This is a genomic window from Pseudomonas sp. WOUb67, assembly GCF_050058005.1.
In the GTDB taxonomy this organism is placed as follows: Bacteria; Pseudomonadota; Gammaproteobacteria; order Pseudomonadales; family Pseudomonadaceae; genus Aquipseudomonas; species Aquipseudomonas putida_R.
The window spans coordinates 1,771,071-1,789,231 of record NZ_CP170112.1 but is presented as its reverse complement, the minus strand read 5'-3'; the positions used below and the strand labels follow the sequence as shown (position 1 = coordinate 1,789,231).

The 18,161-nt window shown below is 61.8% G+C and carries 20 protein-coding genes and 1 other RNA gene; 5 read left to right on the top strand and 16 right to left on the bottom strand.

Going from position 1 to position 18,161, the window contains the following annotated elements:
• From mraY to rsmI, 9 genes are all read right to left on the bottom strand, one after another.
• Window positions 1-1,083 (bottom strand): phospho-N-acetylmuramoyl-pentapeptide-transferase, encoded by a 1,083-nt coding sequence (gene mraY, locus ABOC32_RS08055; protein ID WP_016498046.1) that lies wholly within the window; start codon window positions 1,081-1,083, stop codon window positions 1-3.
• Entirely contained in the window at window positions 1,083-2,450 is a 1,368-nt protein-coding gene (locus tag ABOC32_RS08050; RefSeq protein ID WP_426810666.1) for a UDP-N-acetylmuramoyl-tripeptide--D-alanyl-D-alanine ligase, read from the bottom strand. The genes mraY and ABOC32_RS08050 overlap by 1 nt, the downstream gene beginning before the upstream one ends.
• Window positions 2,443-3,933 (bottom strand): UDP-N-acetylmuramoyl-L-alanyl-D-glutamate--2,6-diaminopimelate ligase, encoded by a 1,491-nt coding sequence (locus ABOC32_RS08045; RefSeq protein ID WP_426810665.1) that lies wholly within the window; start codon window positions 3,931-3,933, stop codon window positions 2,443-2,445. Before ABOC32_RS08045 ends, ABOC32_RS08050 begins: the two co-directional genes overlap by 8 nt.
• A complete protein-coding gene (locus ABOC32_RS08040) occupies window positions 3,930-5,678 on the bottom strand; it encodes a peptidoglycan D,D-transpeptidase FtsI family protein (protein ID WP_176393830.1) in 1,749 nt (582 codons plus the stop codon). Before ABOC32_RS08040 ends, ABOC32_RS08045 begins: the two co-directional genes overlap by 4 nt.
• Entirely contained in the window at window positions 5,678-5,971 is a 294-nt protein-coding gene (gene ftsL, locus ABOC32_RS08035; protein ID WP_043198029.1) for a cell division protein FtsL, read from the bottom strand. The genes ABOC32_RS08040 and ftsL overlap by 1 nt, the downstream gene beginning before the upstream one ends.
• The gene (gene rsmH / locus ABOC32_RS08030) at window positions 5,968-6,915 is read right to left on the bottom strand and encodes a 16S rRNA (cytosine(1402)-N(4))-methyltransferase RsmH (RefSeq protein WP_426810664.1); all 948 of its coding nucleotides are present in this window, start codon (window positions 6,913-6,915) and stop codon (window positions 5,968-5,970) included. Before rsmH ends, ftsL begins: the two co-directional genes overlap by 4 nt.
• Complete coding sequence (gene mraZ / locus ABOC32_RS08025; protein WP_019439042.1) at window positions 6,912-7,367, bottom strand: division/cell wall cluster transcriptional repressor MraZ; 456 nt, start codon at window positions 7,365-7,367, stop codon at window positions 6,912-6,914. The genes rsmH and mraZ overlap by 4 nt, the downstream gene beginning before the upstream one ends.
• A gap of 309 nt (window positions 7,368-7,676) precedes the next feature.
• Window positions 7,677-8,052: RNase P RNA component class A (rnpB, locus tag ABOC32_RS08020), an RNA gene on the bottom strand.
• A 67-nt stretch (window positions 8,053-8,119) separates the two neighbouring features.
• Window positions 8,120-8,995 carry a 16S rRNA (cytidine(1402)-2'-O)-methyltransferase gene (rsmI, locus tag ABOC32_RS08015; protein WP_306378438.1) on the bottom strand — a complete coding sequence of 292 codons (876 nt, stop codon included), beginning with the start codon at window positions 8,993-8,995 and terminating at the stop codon, window positions 8,120-8,122.
• 186 nt (window positions 8,996-9,181) lie between these two features.
• Between rsmI and ABOC32_RS08010 the strand changes: the two genes are divergently transcribed.
• From ABOC32_RS08010 to ABOC32_RS07990, 5 genes are all read left to right on the top strand, one after another.
• Window positions 9,182-10,999: a penicillin-binding protein activator gene (locus tag ABOC32_RS08010; protein ID WP_426810663.1), complete on the top strand. Its 1,818-nt coding sequence runs from the start codon at window positions 9,182-9,184 to the stop codon at window positions 10,997-10,999.
• Window positions 10,999-11,370, top strand: a complete 372-nt coding sequence (locus tag ABOC32_RS08005; protein WP_426810662.1) for a YraN family protein — start codon at window positions 10,999-11,001, stop codon at window positions 11,368-11,370. The genes ABOC32_RS08010 and ABOC32_RS08005 overlap by 1 nt, the downstream gene beginning before the upstream one ends.
• 86 nt (window positions 11,371-11,456) lie before the next feature.
• Window positions 11,457-12,050 carry a phosphoheptose isomerase gene (locus ABOC32_RS08000; RefSeq protein ID WP_012274070.1) on the top strand — a complete coding sequence of 198 codons (594 nt, stop codon included), beginning with the start codon at window positions 11,457-11,459 and terminating at the stop codon, window positions 12,048-12,050.
• Window positions 12,047-12,625 carry a BON domain-containing protein gene (locus ABOC32_RS07995; protein ID WP_197888787.1) on the top strand — a complete coding sequence of 193 codons (579 nt, stop codon included), beginning with the start codon at window positions 12,047-12,049 and terminating at the stop codon, window positions 12,623-12,625. The genes ABOC32_RS08000 and ABOC32_RS07995 overlap by 4 nt, the downstream gene beginning before the upstream one ends.
• Window positions 12,626-12,788: 163 nt before the next feature.
• Window positions 12,789-13,007, top strand: a complete 219-nt coding sequence (locus ABOC32_RS07990; protein WP_043198021.1) for a YgdI/YgdR family lipoprotein — start codon at window positions 12,789-12,791, stop codon at window positions 13,005-13,007.
• A gap of 51 nt (window positions 13,008-13,058) precedes the next feature.
• On the opposite strand, the gene ABOC32_RS07985 is transcribed toward ABOC32_RS07990, so the two are convergent.
• The 7 genes from ABOC32_RS07985 to rplM form a co-directional block, all read right to left on the bottom strand.
• Entirely contained in the window at window positions 13,059-13,487 is a 429-nt protein-coding gene (locus ABOC32_RS07985; RefSeq protein ID WP_426810661.1) for a ClpXP protease specificity-enhancing factor, read from the bottom strand.
• A gap of 10 nt (window positions 13,488-13,497) precedes the next feature.
• Window positions 13,498-14,121 carry a glutathione S-transferase N-terminal domain-containing protein gene (locus tag ABOC32_RS07980; protein ID WP_086975373.1) on the bottom strand — a complete coding sequence of 208 codons (624 nt, stop codon included), beginning with the start codon at window positions 14,119-14,121 and terminating at the stop codon, window positions 13,498-13,500.
• Between the two features lie 117 nt (window positions 14,122-14,238).
• Window positions 14,239-15,018 carry a cytochrome c1 gene (locus tag ABOC32_RS07975; RefSeq protein ID WP_426810660.1) on the bottom strand — a complete coding sequence of 260 codons (780 nt, stop codon included), beginning with the start codon at window positions 15,016-15,018 and terminating at the stop codon, window positions 14,239-14,241.
• Window positions 15,018-16,229: a cytochrome b gene (locus ABOC32_RS07970; RefSeq protein ID WP_003251825.1), complete on the bottom strand. Its 1,212-nt coding sequence runs from the start codon at window positions 16,227-16,229 to the stop codon at window positions 15,018-15,020. The genes ABOC32_RS07975 and ABOC32_RS07970 overlap by 1 nt, the downstream gene beginning before the upstream one ends.
• Window positions 16,229-16,822 (bottom strand): ubiquinol-cytochrome c reductase iron-sulfur subunit, encoded by a 594-nt coding sequence (petA, locus tag ABOC32_RS07965; RefSeq protein WP_043198014.1) that lies wholly within the window; start codon window positions 16,820-16,822, stop codon window positions 16,229-16,231. The genes ABOC32_RS07970 and petA overlap by 1 nt, the downstream gene beginning before the upstream one ends.
• A gap of 262 nt (window positions 16,823-17,084) precedes the next feature.
• The gene (gene rpsI, locus ABOC32_RS07960; RefSeq protein WP_003260797.1) at window positions 17,085-17,477 is read right to left on the bottom strand and encodes a 30S ribosomal protein S9; all 393 of its coding nucleotides are present in this window, start codon (window positions 17,475-17,477) and stop codon (window positions 17,085-17,087) included.
• A gap of 14 nt (window positions 17,478-17,491) precedes the next feature.
• The gene (gene rplM / locus ABOC32_RS07955) at window positions 17,492-17,920 is read right to left on the bottom strand and encodes a 50S ribosomal protein L13 (protein WP_003251819.1); all 429 of its coding nucleotides are present in this window, start codon (window positions 17,918-17,920) and stop codon (window positions 17,492-17,494) included.
• Between the last annotated feature and the right edge of the window lie 241 nt (window positions 17,921-18,161).

The following is an 18,161-nucleotide window of genomic DNA, read 5'->3' as shown; positions in this document are numbered from 1 at the left end:
CTACCTCAGTTTCAGGGTTGCAAGGCCAATCAGCACCAGAATCACGGTGATGATCCAGAAGCGGACGATCACCCGAGGCTCTGGCCAGCCCTTGAGTTCAAAATGGTGGTGGATCGGCGCCATGCGGAACACGCGCTTGCCGGTCAGCTTGAAGGAGGCGACCTGGATCACCACCGACAGGGTTTCCACAACGAAGATGCCGCCCATGATGAACAGCACGATTTCCTGGCGGACGATCACGGCGATGGTGCCCAGCGCGGCGCCCAGCGCCAGCGCGCCGACGTCACCCATGAAGACTTGTGCCGGGTAGGTGTTGAACCACAGGAAGCCCAGGCCGGCACCGATCAGCGCGCCACAGAACACGATCAGCTCGCCCGAGCCCGGGACGTAAGGGATCAACAGGTATTCGGCGAACTTCACGTTACCCGACAGGTAGCAGAAGATGCCCAGGGCGCCGCCGACCATCACCGTCGGCATGATTGCCAGGCCGTCGAGGCCATCGGTAAGGTTGACCGCGTTGCTGGAGCCGACGATGACGAAGTAGGTCAATACGACGAAGCCGACGCCCAGCGGGATGGTGACATCCTTGATGAACGGCAGGATCAGCGTGGTTTCGACACTGGTCGGCGCGGTCTTGTACAGGAACACGGCCGCAGCCAGGCCGAACACCGACTGCCAGAAGTACTTCCAGCGGCTTGGCAGCCCACGGGAGTTCTTTTCGATCACCTTGCGGTAGTCGTCAACCCAGCCGATCGCGCCGAATGCCAGGGTAACGATCAGCACCACCCACACGTAGCGGTTGGACAGATCAGCCCACAGCAGCGTGCTGATGGCGATGGCCGACAGAATCAGTGCACCACCCATGGTCGGGGTGCCGGACTTGGACAGGTGCGATTGCGGGCCGTCGTTACGTACGGCTTGGCCGATCTGGCGAATTTGCAGGGTACGGATCATCCACGGCCCCAGCCACAGCGCCAGGGACAACGCGGTCAGTACACCAAGAATCCCGCGCAGGGACAGGTACTGGAAGACCGCGAAGCCTTTGTGGAACTGTTGCAGATACTCGGCCAACAGCAGCAGCATTAATGTTTCTCCCCGCTGGCACCGCACAATGCCGCCACGACGTTTTCCATCGCAGCGCTGCGCGAGCCCTTGATCAAGATAGTGGTGTCGCTGGCATTTTCGGCGCTAACCGCGTCGATCAGCTCAGCTTGAGTAGCGAAATGACGGCCATTGGCGCCGAACGCCTTGACCGCATGTGTCATGTTGGAACCCACTGCGTACAGGGCGTCGACCTTGCCACGCGCGTAATCACCCACCTGACGGTGGCCTTCTTCCGCCCATTGCCCCAATTCGCCGATATCCCCAAGCACCAGGACGGTGCGTCCGGAAAAGCCGGCGAGTATATCAATGGCCGCGCACATGGAGGTGGGATTTGCGTTGTAACTGTCGTCAATTACCCGCACACCATTCGGCGCGATCTGTGCCACGGTGCGGCCCTTGACCGGCTGCACGGCAGCCAGGCCGGCAGCAATGCCACTCAGGCTCAGACCAACGGCATGCGCAGCGGCGGCGGCAGCCAGGGCGTTGCTGACGTTGTGGGTACCCAGCAGGTTCAGCTGCACCGGTACGCTGCCATCAGGCCCGTGCAGGGTGAACGATGGGCAGCCCCGGGCGTCGCGACCGATATCGCTGGCGTGGAAATCCGCCTGCGGGTTATCCAGTGCAAACGTAAAGATGCGGTGGCTGCCGGCACGTTTGTGCCAGACATCGAACGCCTTGTCGGCCAGGTTGAGGATGGCGATACCGCCCTCGCCCAGCCCTTCGAGAATCTCGCCCTTGGCTTCGACGATTTTCTCCGGGCCGCCGAATTCGCCAACGTGGGCGGTACCGGCGTTATTGATGATGACCACCTGAGGTTGGGTCAGGCCGACGGTGTAGCGGATTTCGCCAATGCGCGAAGCGCCCAGCTCGATCACTGCGGCGCTGTGCTCCGGGGCGATCTCCAGCAAGGTCAGCGGCGCGCCGAGGTCGTTGTTCAGGTTGCCGCGGGTGGCGTGCACCAGGCCACGGGTACGCAGGATGCTGGCAAGCATTTCCTTGACCGTGGTCTTGCCACTGGAACCGGTAATGGCCACCACGGGCTTGTCGAAAGCGGCGCGGTTCAGTGCGCCGAGCTGCCCCAGTGCCACCCGGCAATCCTTGACCAGCAGTTGCGGCAGGTCGACACCGGCCACTTCTCGCTCGACCAGCGCAGCAGCTGCGCCATTGGCTTTAACGTCAGCCAGGTAGTCATGGCCATCGAAACGCGGGCCGGCCAAGGCAACGAACAGTTGCCCGGCGCTGACGCTGCGGCTGTCGATGCTGACACCGGTGAAGGTGGCGTCGGCACCGATTTGCTGACCACTCAGTGCTGTGGTCAGCTGGCTGAGTGTCATCGGCTTAAGCATGTGGAGCCTCCCAGGCTGCAAGGGCCTTCTCGGCTTCGATCAGGTCGGAGAAGTCATGGCGCTCGCCATTGATCTCCTGGTAATCCTCATGCCCCTTGCCGGCCAGCACGATCACGTCGTTGGCAGCGGCGCAGGCGATCAGATGCGCAATGGCTTCGCCACGGCCGGCGACGAACTCGACGTCGTCAGGCTTGGTGAAACCGGGGCGGATGTCATCGAAGATGTGCAGCGGGTCTTCGGTGCGCGGGTTGTCGTCGGTGACCAACACGCGGTCGGCCAGACGCTCGGCCACTTCGGCCATCAATGGACGCTTGCCGCGGTCACGGTCGCCGCCGCAGCCGAACAGGCACAGCAGTTTGCCGTGAGCATGCGGGCGCAGGGCTTCAAGTACTTTTTCCAGGGCGTCCGGGGTGTGCGCGTAGTCGACCACCACCAGCGGCTTTTTGCCGCCACCCAGGCGCTGCATGCGGCCTACCGGCCCTTGCAGTCGCGGGGTGACCTCCAGGATTTCGTCCAGCGCGTAATCCAGCGCCAGCAGGGTTGCCACGGCAGCCAGCATGTTGCTCAGGTTGAAGCGGCCCAGCAGCTGGCTGCGCAGGGTGCGCTCCCCTTGAGCGGTGACCAGCGTGGCGCGCACGCCATCGTCGCTGAACTCGGCTTCGCGGCAGAACAGCGAGGCATCCGGGTTTTCCAGGCTGTAGCTGAGCAGCCGGGTTTCGACAAGATCGACACTCGGGCGGCGAGCAAAGTCTTCGGCCAGGCGACGACCAAAGTCGTCATCCAGGTTGACCACCTGGCAACGCAGGTTCGGCCAGGCGAACAGCTTGGCCTTGGCCGCTTCATAGGCCTGCATGCTGCCGTGGTAGTCCAGGTGATCACGGGACAGGTTGGTCATGACCGCGATGTCGAACGCCAATGCGGCGACACGCCCTTGCTCCAGGGCGTGGGAGGAAACCTCCATGGCCACGGCCTTGGCGCCCTGCTTTTTCAGATCGTAAAGGGTCGACTGTACGGCAATCGGGTCTGGCGTGGTTAGCCGACCGCTCTGCAGGTCACCGTAGAAACCGGTACCCAAGGTGCCAATAAGGCCGCAGCGCTGGCCGAGCACGTCAAGCGCCTGGGCCACCAATTGGGTAACGCTGGTCTTGCCGTTGGTACCGGTCACACCCACCAGGTTCAACTGGCGGCTAGGTTCGCCATAAAAACGGCCAGCGATGTCCGACAGCTGGGCGATCAGGCCTTTGACCGGAATCAGCGGCACGTCGGTCAGCGGCAGCACGTTGGCGCCCTGCTCTTCATAAGCCACAGCGGCAGCGCCACGGGCCAAGGCGTCGGCGATATGCTCGCGGCCATCGACCTTGGCACCCGGCACGGCCAGGAACAGATCGCCCGGGCGTACATTACGGCTGTCCAGGGTCAGTTCACGAATCAGCGGGTCACGGCTGGCGTGAGCGAAAAGTTTGCTTAATGGCATTGTCATCATCCACGCCCTCCCTTGGCGGCTGCTGCATTGACCTGTGATTGCACGGCGGGTGCTGCGGGTGCTGGTGGCGGCAGGTTGTCTGGCGGCACGTTCATCAAACGCAGGGTGCCGGACATGACCTTGCTGAAGACCGGCGCCGAAACCAGGCCACCGAAGTAACCGCCCTTGCCCGGCTCGTCGATGACCACGACGATCGCGTAGCGCGGGTCGCTCATTGGCCCGAAGCCGGCAAACAGCGAGCGGTAGGCGTTTTCGGTGTAACCCTTGGAACCCACGGTGGCTTTACGCGCGGTACCGGACTTGCCGGCCACGTGATAGAACGGCACCTGGGCACGGAACACGCCACGCGGCGCTTCAATCACCTGCTGCAGCATGCCCTGTACGGTTTCGGCGGTTTCCTTCGGGATGGCCTGCACGGCTTCCGGCGCCTTGTCGACCTTGATGATCGACAGCGGCACCATCTTGCCGTCGTTGGCCAGCGCCGCGTAGGCATGCACCAGCTGCAGGGCGGTCACCGACAGGCCGTAACCGTACGAAAGGGTCGCGGTCTCGGCCTTGCGCCACTCGCGGTGGTTGGGCAGGTTGCCGACACGCTCGCCCGGGAAGCCAAGGCCGGTGTACTGACCCAGGCCGACCTGGGACATGACCCGGTAGATGGCCTCGCCGCCGATGTCGAAGGCGATCTTGCTCATGCCGACGTTACTGGAGTTGATCAGGATGCCGGTCAGGTCGAGGATCGGGCCCTCGCTGCGCGACACGTCCTTGATGGTGTAGCGGCCGATCTGCAGGCTGCCCGGGTACACCTCGACCTTGTCGGTCGGCTTCCAGCGGCCGCTCTGCAATGCCGCACTCATGGAAATCGGCTTTACAGTGGAACCGGGTTCGAACACGTCGATGATCGCCCGGTTGCGCATGGCTGCCGGGAACATGCTGCGGCGGTTGTTCGGGTTGTAGGTTGGCTGGTTGACCATGGCCAACACTTCACCGGTCTTGACGTCCATGATCACCAGGCTGCCAGCCTTGGCGTCCTGTTCGGCAATGGCGTTGCGCAGCTCGCGGGTAGCCAGGTATTGCAGGCGCAGGTCTATCGACAACGCCAAGGTCTTGCCGGCCTTGGCGTTCTTGGTTACCTGGATGTCCTTGATCAGCCGGCCACGCCGGTCCTTGATCACCTGGCGCTTGCCGGGCACGCCGGCCAGCCATTCGTCATAGGCCAGCTCCACCCCTTCGCGACCGTGGTCGTCGAGGTCGGTGAAGCCGACCATGTGCGCGGTGACATCACCCGCCGGGTAGAAGCGGCGGAATTCTTCCAGGCCGTACACACCGGGCACTTTCAGGTCGAGCACGTGCTGGCCCTGCTCCGGGGTCAGGCCGCGGACCAGGTAGATGAATTCCTTGCTGGCCTGCGCGGTCAGGCGCTCGACCAGTTGCTGCGGGTTCTGCCCCAACGCTGCTGCCAGCTGTGGCCAGCGGTCTTTGGACGCCTGCATTTCCTTGGGGTTGGCCCACAGGGTGGTGACCGGGGTACTCACGGCCAATGGCTCACCGTTGCGATCGGTAATCAGGCCGCGGTGCGCCGGGATAGGGATGTGACGCAGGCTGCGCGCATCGCCCTGGCCCTTGAGGAAGTCACGGTCTACCACCTGCAGGTCGATGATGCGCCAGCAGATGGCGCCGACCATGATGGCCAGCAAGCCGATCACCACGCGGAAGCGCCACGGGTAGAGTGCGCCTTCGAGCTTCATCATGGCGCCACCATCCGCACTTCGTCAGCCGAAGGCACGCGCATCTTCAACTGCTCGGAAGCCAGGTTTTCGATACGGCTGGCGGCGGTCCAGGTGCTCTGCTCGAGAATCAGCCGGCCCCACTCGGCCTGGGCCTTGTCACGTTCGCTCAACTCGCCGTAAAGGGTGTTGAGCAACTGACGGTTCCAGTGCGCGCTATAGGACACGGCGACGGCCGAAACCAGCACGCCGACAAACAGCAGAAGCATCAGGAAGCTTCCGCCTGGCAAAGGCTTGGCGAACAGCCTGCTCACCGCAGCTTCTCCGCCACACGCATCACGGCGCTACGCGACCGCGGGTTGGCCTTGAGCTCGGCTTCGGAGGCGAACTGGGCCTTGCCGATGAGCTTGATTTTCGGTTCGAAGACCTTGTGCTGTACCGGCAGGTTGCGTGGCAGGTTGTCGGCCTCACCCTTGACCAGCTTGCGCATGAACAGCTTGACGATACGGTCCTCGAGCGAGTGGAAACTGATCACTGCCAGGCGACCACCGACCTCGAGTGCATCGAGTGCGGCCTCGAGGCCAGCCTCCAGGTCACCCAGTTCGTTGTTGACATGGATCCGCAGCCCCTGGAAGGCGCGGGTAGCCGGGTTCTTGCCTTTTTCCCAGGCAGGGTTGGCAACCTTCAGCACTTCCGCCAGGTCGGCGGTACGGGTGAACGGCTCCTTTTCACGGCGCTCGACCACGGCACGCGCCATGCGGCCGGAGAAGCGCTCTTCACCGTACTCTTTGAAGACGCGGGCGATTTCTTCCACAGGCGCCGTGGCGATGAACTCGGCGGCACTGATGCCCTGGTCCGGGTTCATGCGCATGTCCAGCGGGCCATCATTGAGGAAGCTGAAGCCACGCTCGGGGTCATCCAGTTGCGGGGAGGACACGCCCAGGTCCAGCAGTACACCGCTGACCTTGCCGTGCAGGCCGCGCTCGGCCACTTCTGCACCCAGCTCGGCAAAGCTGCGCTGCACAATGACAAAGCGGCCGTCTTCGGCCGCCAGCGCTTGCCCCGTGGCAATCGCCTGTGGATCTTTGTCGAAGCCCAGCAGCCGCCCTTGCGGCCCGAGCTTGCTGAGAATCAGCCGGCTGTGTCCGCCACGGCCGAAGGTGCCGTCCAGATAGCAACCGTCGGCGCGCATGGCCAATGCCTCGACAGCTTCGTCGAGCAGGACGGTAATGTGGTTGAAGCCGCTATCTATGGTCACAGGATCAGGTCACGCAATTCGTCGGGCATGGCGCCCGGTTGTTGAATAGCTGCAAGGTCGGCTGCCGAAACCGTGTTCCAGGCATCTTCATCCCACAGCTGGAATTTGTTCAGTTGCCCCACCAGCATCGCCTTCTTGTCGAGCTTGGCGTACTCACGCAGGCGGGGCGGCACCAGGAAACGCCCACTGCCATCGAGCTCCAGGTCAACCGCATTACCGATCAGCAAGCGCTGCAAACGGCGGTTTTCCTCACGCAACGATGGCAAGGCACGCAACTTGGCTTCTATCTGTTCCCACTCATCGAGGGGGTATACGCACAAGCAGGGGTCAACGGCGTCAATGGTCACGATCAGCTGGCCATTGCAACGCGAATCGAGCTCGTCACGGTACCGGCTCGGCATGGCGAGACGTCCCTTGGCATCGAGGCTGACGGCGTTGGCTCCGCGGAACACGGCTGCGATTCCCCACAATGTTAGCTTTTTTGTGCCAGAAAACCCACTTCATCCCACTTTCTGCCACTTGCGCACACTATAGGAATCCGCCCGCAGCACCGTCAAGGCACGTTCATAAGGAAAAGCCTTACAGGACCGAGATTTAGCGCGATAAGGGAATGTGGAACGATTACCGAGGGGAAGAAAACACGAGAAAAATCAAACCCACGCAAGCACATGGAGTTCGAAGTTAAAGTGATTTATGAAGAGTAAGATTTTTTCGGTATTACCAGAGAGGATCTGCTATCGAATCTAGCAGGGGAGGAAAAGGTGGAGAGTCGATCTGTAAGCCGGGTTTTGTCGAGGACAGTCATTCCTCTACGACGGCCATCACTGGACGCCTCTAGCAACCTACCCGGTTCCGACGCGGGCCACGCCTGATGAAACCCTATTTGGTCTTGCTCCGAGTGGGGTTTACCTAGCCACGAACTGTTGCCAGCCGTGCGGTGCGCTCTTACCGCACCTTTTCACCCTTACCGGCACCGAAGTGCTTAGGCGGTTATTTTCTGTGGCACTTTCCGTAGGCTCGCGCCTCCCAGGCGTTACCTGGCACTCTGCCCTATGGAGCCCGGACTTTCCTCCCCCTGCTGCTCGCACAACAAAAAGTTGCGGAACAAAAACAGGCAGCGACTGTCCGATCGACTCTCCGCCGCCAAGGTTACCGGCACACGCTCACAAGAACAAGCAATACCGGCATTTATATCAAACTGCCACTATTCGGTTTTCTGCTTTTCCAGGGCAAGTTGATACAACAGGTTCTTGCGCACCCCGGTAATTTCCGCCGCCAGCGCCGCCGCCCGTTTCAATGGTAACTCGGCCAATAGCAGGTCGAGTACGCGCTGGGCCTCGGCACTGATGGCCTGCTCGCCCTCCGGCGCGCTCCAGCCGCCCACCAGCACCACGCACTCACCGCGCTGCTGGTTGCTGTCGCCGGCAACGAACGCACGCAGTTCGGCCAGCGGCAGGCCCTTTAGGGTCTCGAAGGTCTTGGTCAGCTCACGCGCCAGCAGTGCCGGGCGCTCGCCACCAAATACCAGCTCCATGTCTTCAAGGCATTCCAGGATACGGTGCGGGGCTTCATAGAAAATCAACGTACGCGGCTCTTCCTTCACCTGCTCGAGGCGCGCCCGGCGCCCTGCCTGCTTGGCCGGCAGGAAGCCTTCGAAGATGAAACGGTCCGACGGCAGGCCGGCCGCCGACAGCGCGGCGATCAACGCGCAGGCGCCCGGCACCGGCACTACGCTCACCCCCGCGGCCCGCGCCTGGCGCACCAGGTGGTAGCCCGGATCGGAAATCAGCGGCGTGCCGGCATCGGAAACCAGTGCCACGTTTTCGCCAGCCAGCAGCTTGGTGAGAAACCGCCCGCCCTCGTCACGCTCGTTGTGTTCATGACAGGCCGCCAGCGGCGTGTCGATGCCAAAGTGTTGCAGCAGGCGGATCGAATGGCGGGTGTCTTCGGCAGCGATCAGCGCCACATCCGCCAGCACCTTCAGCGCCCGGGCGCTCATGTCGTCGAGGTTGCCGATGGGGGTTGCCACCACATACAGCGTCCCCACCGTGGATTTCGAAGCCCCTGCCACATCAGTCACTACGCACACCTGTCATTCGGATCAAAGGCGCCATTGTAGCCCGAGCGCCTGCAACAGGGCGCAAAGAACTTCGCCGGCGATCAGCCGCAAGCCACCTATAGTGAAGGATCAGCACAGCAACATCGCGCCCCGGCCAGTGCTTGGGTACAATTGCCGGCCAACTTGATCGAGTAACAGGACCTTTACATGATCGCTTGCCTGCGGCTGCTCACAGCCCTCTGCCTCGCTGCCCTGCTGGCAGCTTGCGCCAGCTCGCCCTCATCCAGCCTGGGCGAACTGCCGCGCACCCCGGACGCCAGCATCGAGCAACTGCTCGAAAAGGCCGCTTCCAGCAAGTCTGCGGAAGACGCTGCCCTGCTGCGCCTGAGCGCGGCCGACCTGGCCTACAAGCAGAAGGACTTCCCACGCGCCGCACGCATTCTTGAGCAAGTCCCGCTGGACACGCTCAAGCCGGCCCAGCAAGTGTTCGGCAGCACCCTCGCGGCTGAGCTGGCCATGAGCCGCAACCAGCCCAAGGCGGCCCTCACCGCCCTGGCCCACCCCAGCCTGCAACGCGTAGCAGAGCTGCCGGCAGAGCAGCAAGTGCGCACCTACAGTGTGCACGCCGCCGCCCTTGAAGCCGACGGCCAGGCCCTGGCTGCAGCGCAACAGCGCATGCTGCTGGCCCCGCTACTCAGCGGCCAGGCTGCCAGCGCCAACAACGATGCCATCTGGGCCTTGGTCGCCTCGTTGCCGGCAGAGCAACTGCAGCAGCCCACCAACGACCAGACCCTCGCCGGCTGGACCAGCCTTGCCTTCGCCGTGAAAAGCGCCGGTACCCTGGAACAGCAGCAAGCGGCCATCGACACGTGGGTCAAGCAGCACCCGGACCACCCTGCCGCCCAGCAACTGCCGCTGGCCCTGACCAAGCTCAAGGAACTGGCCAGCCAACCGCTGACCAAGATCGCCCTGCTGCTGCCTCAGGAAGGCCCACTGGCCGGTGTTGCCCGCGCCTTGCGTGACGGCTTCATGGCTGCCCACTTCCAGGCCCAGCAAACCGGTCAGCCGGCGCCTGCGGTGCAGGTGTTCGACAGCTCGCGCATCGGCTCGCTGGACGATTTCTATCGCCAGGCCCAGGCCGCCGGCGTGCAACTGGTCATCGGCCCGCTTGAAAAGCCACTGGTCAAACAACTGGCCGCCAAGCCACAACTGCCGATCACCACCCTGGCCCTGAACTACGCCGACGCCGGCCAGAAGGCCCCGCCGCAACTGTTCCAGTTCGGCCTGGCTGCCGAAGACGAAGCGCGCGAAGTCGCCCGCCGCGCCCGCGCCGATGGCATGGTCCGCGCCGTGGCCCTGGTGCCGAGTGGCGAATGGGGTGACCGCGTGCTGGCCGCCTTCCGCCAGGACTGGGAAGGCAATGGCGGCACCCTGCTCGCCGCCGAGCGTATCGCCCAGCCGGTTGCCCTGGCCCAGCAGATCGCCGACCTGTTCCAGCTGCGCCAGAGCGAAGGCCGCGCCAAGAGCCTGCAAAGCACGGTAGGCGGCAGCATCGCTGCACAACCGTCGCGCCGCCAGGATATCGATTTCATCTTCCTGGCCTCGACCCCGCAACAGGCCCAGCAGATCAAGCCGACCCTGAACTTCCAGTACGCCGGTGACGTACCGGTCTACGCCACCTCGAACCTGTACAGCGCCAGCGGTGACGTCAACCAGTACAACGACATGAACGGCATCCGCTTCTGCGAAACGCCTTGGCTGCTCGACACCAGCAACAGCCTGCGCCAGCAGGTGGTACAGCAATGGCCGCAAGCCGCTGGCAGCCTGGGCCGCCTGTATGCCATGGGCGTCGATGCCTACAGCCTGGCGCCGCGCCTGGGCCAGCTCAAAGCGCTGCCGGACAACCGCGTCCAGGGCCTTTCGGGCAGCCTGAGCATCAACGCCAACCAGCGTATCGAGCGCCAGCTGCCATGGGCCGAGTTCGCCGGCGGCCAGGTGAAGCGCCTGCCTGACACTGCACGCTGATGGCAAAAGCGTCGCCCACCAGCGCCGGGCAAGCAGCAGAAACCCAAGCCCTTGAGTACCTTCAAGGGCAGGGCCTGCAGCTGCTGGCGCGCAATTGGCGATGCAAAGGCGGTGAGCTTGATCTGGTCATGCTTGACGCCGATACAGTAGTATTCGTCGAAGTCCGCTACCGGTTGCACGCGAGCTTCGGTGGCGCCCTCGACAGCATCGACGGGCGCAAGCAGAAACGGCTGGTGCTCGCCGCCAGCCTGTACCTGCAGAAGGCGCCCCACTGGGGCAACCACCCCTGCCGCTTCGACGTAGTCGCCCTGCAGGGCAGCCACCATGCAGGCAGACCGCTTCAATGGCTGAAAAACGCCTTCGAATGCTGAACCCACTTCGTTTTTTTTGCTCTATGTTTCGCGGGCTGGTCGTTGATGCGCGCAGCAAAGGCCACCGCCCCACTTAAGGTCACCAGATGGACATGCAATCCCGAATTCGCCGGCTGTTCCAGGCCAGCATCGATACCAAGCAACAGGCAATGGACATCCTGGCACCGCACATCGAGCAGGCCAGCCTGGTCATGGTCAATGCGCTGCTCAACGAGGGCAAGATGCTCGCCTGTGGCAACGGCGGCTCGGCCGGCGATGCCCAGCACTTTTCGTCGGAACTGCTCAACCGTTTCGAGCGCGAGCGCCCGAGCCTGCCAGCCATCGCGCTGACCACCGACAGCTCGACCCTGACCTCGATCGCCAACGACTACAGCTACAACGAAGTCTTTTCCAAGCAGATTCGCGCCCTGGGCCAGCCCGGCGACGTACTGCTGGCGATCTCCACCAGCGGCAATTCGGCCAACGTGATCCAGGCGATCCAGGCCGCACATGACCGCGAAATGATTGTCGTAGCATTGACTGGCCGCGACGGCGGCGGCATGGCTTCGCTGCTGCTGCCCGAAGACGTGGAAATCCGCGTACCGTCGACGGTTACCGCACGCATCCAGGAAGTCCACCTGCTGGCGATCCACTGCCTGTGCGATCTGATCGACAGCCAACTGTTCGGGAGTGAAGAATGACCCCTATGCGCCTCGGCCTGATGGCCCTGACCCTGTGCCTGAGCGTCACCGGTTGCAGCTCGGTACTCACCTCTACCCGCAATTCGCCGATCGAAGACGATCGCGGTACGCGTACCATTGGCAGCAAGATCGACGATTCGCTGATCGAGACCAAGGCCTCGGTGAACATTTCCAAGGCAAGCCCTGACCTGGACAAGGGCTCGCACATTGTTGTCAGCAGCTACAACGGCATCGTCCTGCTGGCCGGCCAGACCCCACGCGCCGACCTCAAGAGCCTCGCCGAGCAGACCGCCGGCCAGGTGCAGCGCGTCAAGAAAGTGCACAACGAGCTGCAGGTGATGCAGCCCTCCTCCATCCTGGCACGCAACAACGACGCCTGGCTGACCACCAAGATCAAGACCCAGATGCTGGGGGACAGCGCCGTACCCAGCTCGCGCATCAAGGTGATCACCGAGAACGGTATCGTCTACCTGCTCGGCCTGGTGACCCAGCAGGAGGCCAACTCGGCCACCGCAGTGGTGCAGGGTGTGTCGGGCGTGCAGAAGATCGTCAAGCTGTTCGAGTACATCGACTAATAGTGATTGCCTGTGCCGGCCTCTTCGCGGGCCCGCCCGCTCCTACAGGGATACCAAAGGCCTCGAAACCTGCGCGATACCTGTGGGAGCGGGCAAGCCCGCGAAGAGGCCGGCACCGCCCCGCACAACCCTCTGTCTTCCCAGAAAACCCAGGAAACACCGCATGTCTAAGCTTCTGCTGCCTGCCCTGCTGATCGGCACTTTCGCCACCCTGGCCGGCTGCTCCACCCCAAGCCTGATTACCCTCAACGATGGCCGTGAAATCCAGGCTGTCGACGCACCGAAGTACGACCGCGACGCCGGCTTCTACGAGTTCCAGCAACTCGACGGCAAGCGCACCCGCATCAACAAGGACCAGGTACGCACCATCAGCGACCTGTAACCTGAAGCTGGCGGCAAAGAAAAAGGCGATCCGGTTGGATCGCCTTTTTTGTTACTTGACCACCTTCAGGCTTGGTCGACCAGTTGGGCGCGGCGGCTGGCCACCCCCTTCTGGCGGGCCATCGTCGTCCGGCTGCACATCATCGTCTTCCAGCTCGTCGTCATCCATCGACGACTCAAGCTCGAAGACCATGCCCTGGCCATTTTCACGGGCATAGATGCCCAGGATGGCGCCAACCGGCACAAACAGCGAATGGGCCACGCCACTGAAGCGGCCCTCGAAACTGACCGCCTCGTTATCCATGTGCAGGCTGCGCACGGCACTTGGCGAGATATTCAGGACGATCTGGCCATCGCTGGCGAAACCATCCGGCACCTGCACTTTCGGGTATTCGGCATTGACCAGCATATGGGGCGTGCAATCGTTGTCGACGATCCACTCATACAGTGCTCGAACCAGATAGGGGCGACTGGAGTTCATCAACAGCTCCTTAAAGCTTGCGCATTTCACGTTCTACGGAGGACAGGCTCGCCAGGAAAGGCTCGCGGGCAAACTGCCGCTCCATGTAATCCAGCAGCGGCTTGGCTTGCCGCGGCAATTCGATACCCAACACCGGCAAACGCCAGAGTATGGGCAATAGACAGCAATCGACCAGGCTTTGATCCTCACTCATGAAACAGGCGTACTCACCGAACAATGGCGAGACGCCGGTGAGGCTTTCGCGCAGGGCCTTGCGCGCCTCGGCACGGGCGGCCTCGGTGCTGCGCGAGTCCAGCACGGTGTCGGCCAAGGCACACCAGTCGCGCTGGATGCGGTGCATCAGCAAACGGCTGTTACCCCGTGCAACCGGGTACACCGGCATCAGCGGCGGGTGCGGGTAACGCTCCTCGAGGTATTCCATCACCACGGTCGATTCATACAACGCCAGGTCACGGTCGACCAGGGTTGGCACACTGCCGTAAGGGTTCACTTCGGCCAACTTGGCCGGCAGGCGACTGGGGTCGACATCGATGACCTGCACGCTGACACCCTTCTCGGCCAGTACCAGGCGTACCCGATGAGAGTAGTGATCAGCGGGATCGGAATAGCAGGCTAACCTGTTGGTTGCGCCCATTTAGCGCCTCCTCGCACGGGATGCTTGTGAAACTGTAAATGAAAACGCGCCCGGGGCACCCTAGCTGTTTTGCTAGGGCGCCCCGGGCGCGTTCAACAACCAGAAATTACTGCGTGATCAGTGCACGTCCTTCCAGTATTCACGCTTGAGCAAATAGGCGAATACGAAGAAGAAAGCCAGGTACAGCAACACGTAGGTACCAATGCGCTGGCTTTCCAGTTTGACCGGGTTGGCCGAATAGGCCAGGAAGGTCACCAGGTTCTTGACCTTCTCGTCGAACTGCTCGGTGGTCAGGGTACCGGATTTCGGCGTGACGGTCAGCTGGTCACAGGCTTCGTGGGTGATCGGGCTGCCGGTCAATGGGTCAAATTGCTTCTTGCCATCCGACACGGTCTGCACCTGCTTGCAGCCAATAACCTGGTTACCCTGCAAGCCAACCAGCACGTTAGGCATGCCGACGTTCGGGAATACCTTGTTGTTCACCCCGTAAGGCCGCGATGGGTCCTCGTAGAAGCTGCGCAGGTAGGTGTACAGCCAATCGGTACCACGCACACGGGCGACCAGGGTAAGGTCGGGCGGTGCAGCCCCGAACCAGGTCTTGGCGTCACTGGGCTTCATGCCGATCTGCATGTGGTCACCGATCTTGGCACCGGTGAACACCAGCTTCTCGAGCATCAGCTCGTGGGGGATGCCCAGGTCATCGGCCACCCGCTCGTAACGCTGGAACTTGGCACTGTGGCAGCCCATGCAATAGTTGGCGAACGTGCGCGCACCGTCCTGCATGGCGGCCTTGTCGCTCAGGTCGATATCGGCCTTGTCCAGCTCCAGGCCGTGTTCGGCTGCGAAGGAAATGGCAGGCATCAATGCCAGCAAAAATACTGCAATCAACTTTTTCATCAGCCAGTCACCCTTTCCGGAACCGGTTTGGTCTTCTCGAGCCTTGTGTAGAACGGCATCAGCAGGAAGTAGGCGAAGTACAACACCGTGCACACCTGCGACAGCAAGGTACGCCCAGGTGTCGGCGCCAGTACGCCCAGCACGCCGAGGATGACGAAGGCCACGCAGAACACCAGCAGGAAGACCTTGCTGATCCAGCCCTTGTAACGCATGGAACGCACCGGGCTGCGGTCGAGCCAGGGCAGTACGAACAGCACGGCGATGGCCGCGCCCATGGCAATGACGCCCATCAGCTTGTCAGGCACCGCACGCAAGATGGCGTAGAACGGTGTGAAGTACCACACCGGCGCGATGTGCTCTGGCGTCTTGAAGGCGTTGGCCTGTTCGAAGTTCGGTTTTTCCAGGAAATAACCGCCCATTTCCGGGAAGAAGAACACCACGGCGCAGAACACGAAGAGGAACACCACCACACCGACGATATCCTTGACGGTGTAGTAAGGGTGGAACGGAATGCCGTCCAGCGGAATGCCGTTTTCGTCCTTTTTCTTCTTGATGTCGACACCATCGGGGTTGTTCGAACCCACTTCGTGCAGGGCAAGAATGTGCAGCACGACCAGGCCGAGAATCACGATTGGCAGGGCGACCACATGCAGGGCGAAGAAGCGGTTCAGGGTGATGCCCGAAATCAGATAGTCACCACGTATCCACTGGGTGAGGTCGTCACCGATCACCGGGATGGCACCGAACAGCGAGATGATCACCTGGGCACCCCAGTACGACATCTGGCCCCACGGCAGCAGGTAGCCCATGAATGCTTCGGCCATCAGCGCCAGGTAGATCAGCATGCCGAACAGCCACACCAGCTCGCGCGGCTTCTGGTAGGAGCCGTAGAGCAGCCCGCGGAACATGTGCAGGTAGACCACGATGAAGAACGCCGACGCACCGGTGGAGTGCAGGTAGCGCAGGATCCAGCCGTATTCCACGTCACGCATGATGTACTCGACCGAGGCGAACGCCTCTTCCGCCGAGGGCGTGAAGCTCATGGTCAGCCATACACCGGTGACGATCTGATTGACCAGCACCAGCAATGCCAGTGAACCGAAGAAGTACAGGAAGTTGAAGTTCTTGGGCGCGTAATACTTGCTCAGATGGTCTTCCCACATCTTGGTGGCGGGGAAGCGAGCATCAATCCAGTCCATGAACTTGCTCATCATGCGTTCTCCTGATCGACGCCGATGACAATGATGTCGTCCGTCTCGTAAGAGTGCGGCGGCACTGGCAGGTTGAGAGGTGCCGGCTGCGATTTATAGACACGACCAGCCAGGTCGTAGTGGGAGCCGTGGCACGGGCAGAAATAGCCACCTACCCACTTCGGACCAAGGTCAGCAGGCGCAACTTCCGGGCGGAAGGTGGGCGAACAGCCCAGGTGCGTGCACAGGCCGACGAGAATGAGGATTTCCGGCTTGATCGAGCGAACCTCAGGGTCGACGTAGGTCGGCTGCACCGAGGCCTTGGACTCGGGGTCAGAAAGGTCACCCGTGATTTTTTTCAGGTTGCCGAGGATTTCCTCCGTTCGCCGCACGATGAATACCGGCTGGCCACGCCACTCGGCCACCATCTGCTGCCCGGCCTCGACCTTGGCGATATTGACCTTCACCGGTGCACCCGCGGCTTTCGCCTTGGCACTGGGAAACCATGACCCCACGAACGGTACCGCAGCCCCCACTGCCCCCGCCGCCCCGACCACGGATGTCGCGGCTACGAGGAAGCGGCGCCGGCCTGCGTTGACGCCGTCATTGCTCATTCAGTCCTCTCCCATCAGCTTGCTTGGCCTGTTGAACCAGGCTCGTACTTAGGTTGTGTCAATGGCACTAAAATTTGGCCGTCATGGTAAGAAACAAATCCACACACTGACAAGGTGATTACCCTGGCAAGGGCGACAACCCGCGCTTTGCTTGATCTGCGTCTATGCGACAAGCGGCCACTGACATGCTGACAGGTTAGTTCAAGCCAAAAAAAAAGCCCGGTTCCAAGGAACCGGGCTTTTTTCGACTGCCGAAGCGGTATTAACGCTTGGAGTACTGAGGACGCTTACGCGCTTTACGCAGACCCACTTTCTTACGCTCGACTTCACGAGCGTCGCGGGTGACGTAGCCAGCACGACGCAGAGCGCCACGCAGGGTTTCGTCGTATTCCATCAGAGCGCGGGTGATACCGTGACGGATCGCACCGGCTTGACCGCTGACACCACCACCGGAAACGGTGACGTAGATGTCGAACTTCTCAACGGTTTCGGTCAGCTCGAGTGGCTGACGAACAACCATGCGAGCGGTTTCGCGACCGAAGAACACGTCCAGAGAACGGTTGTTGATGGAGATGTTACCAGTACCCGGACGCAGGAATACGCGAGCGGTTGCGGTCTTGCGACGGCCAGTGCCGTAATTTTGAGTCGCCGACATAATGAACTATCCCGTTAGATCTTCAGTTCTTGAGGCTGCTGAGCAGTGTGTGGGTGAGCAGCACCCGCGTACACTTTCAGCTTGCGGTACATGTCGCGACCCAGCGGGTTCTTAGGCAGCATGCCTTTGACCGCGGTTTCGATAACACGCTCAGGGGCCTTGGCGATCAACTTCTCGAAGTTGATTTCCTTGATACCGCCCGGGAAGCCGGAGTGGGAGTAGTACATTTTGTCGGAAGACTTGGCACCAGTCACACGAACCTGCTCGGCATTGATAACGACGATGTAGTCGCCGGTGTCAACGTGAGGGGTGTATTCTGGTTTGTGTTTGCCACGCAGACGGGTAGCGATTTCAGTAGCCAGACGACCCAGGGTCTGGCCAGCGGCGTCGACTACGAACCACTCGCGCTTTACTGTTTCCGGTTTAGCAGTAAAAGTTTTCATTCTCTAAAGCCTCAGAGGCCGCCCAGCGAAAAATAGACGGCGAATCTTACTGGATAGTGCACACCTTGCCAAGGGCAAGCGCGCAGCCGAACACGGACGCTTTTGGGGGCTCGGGTCGGGCACGCCAATGTTCGACGGGGTTCTTCCTGCGTGATGGTGCATCACTTCCGCCACGCGGAGAGGGGCTGAATTATCCAGATTGCGAGAAAAATTTCAACCTGCTTTGATAGGTATCTATTGC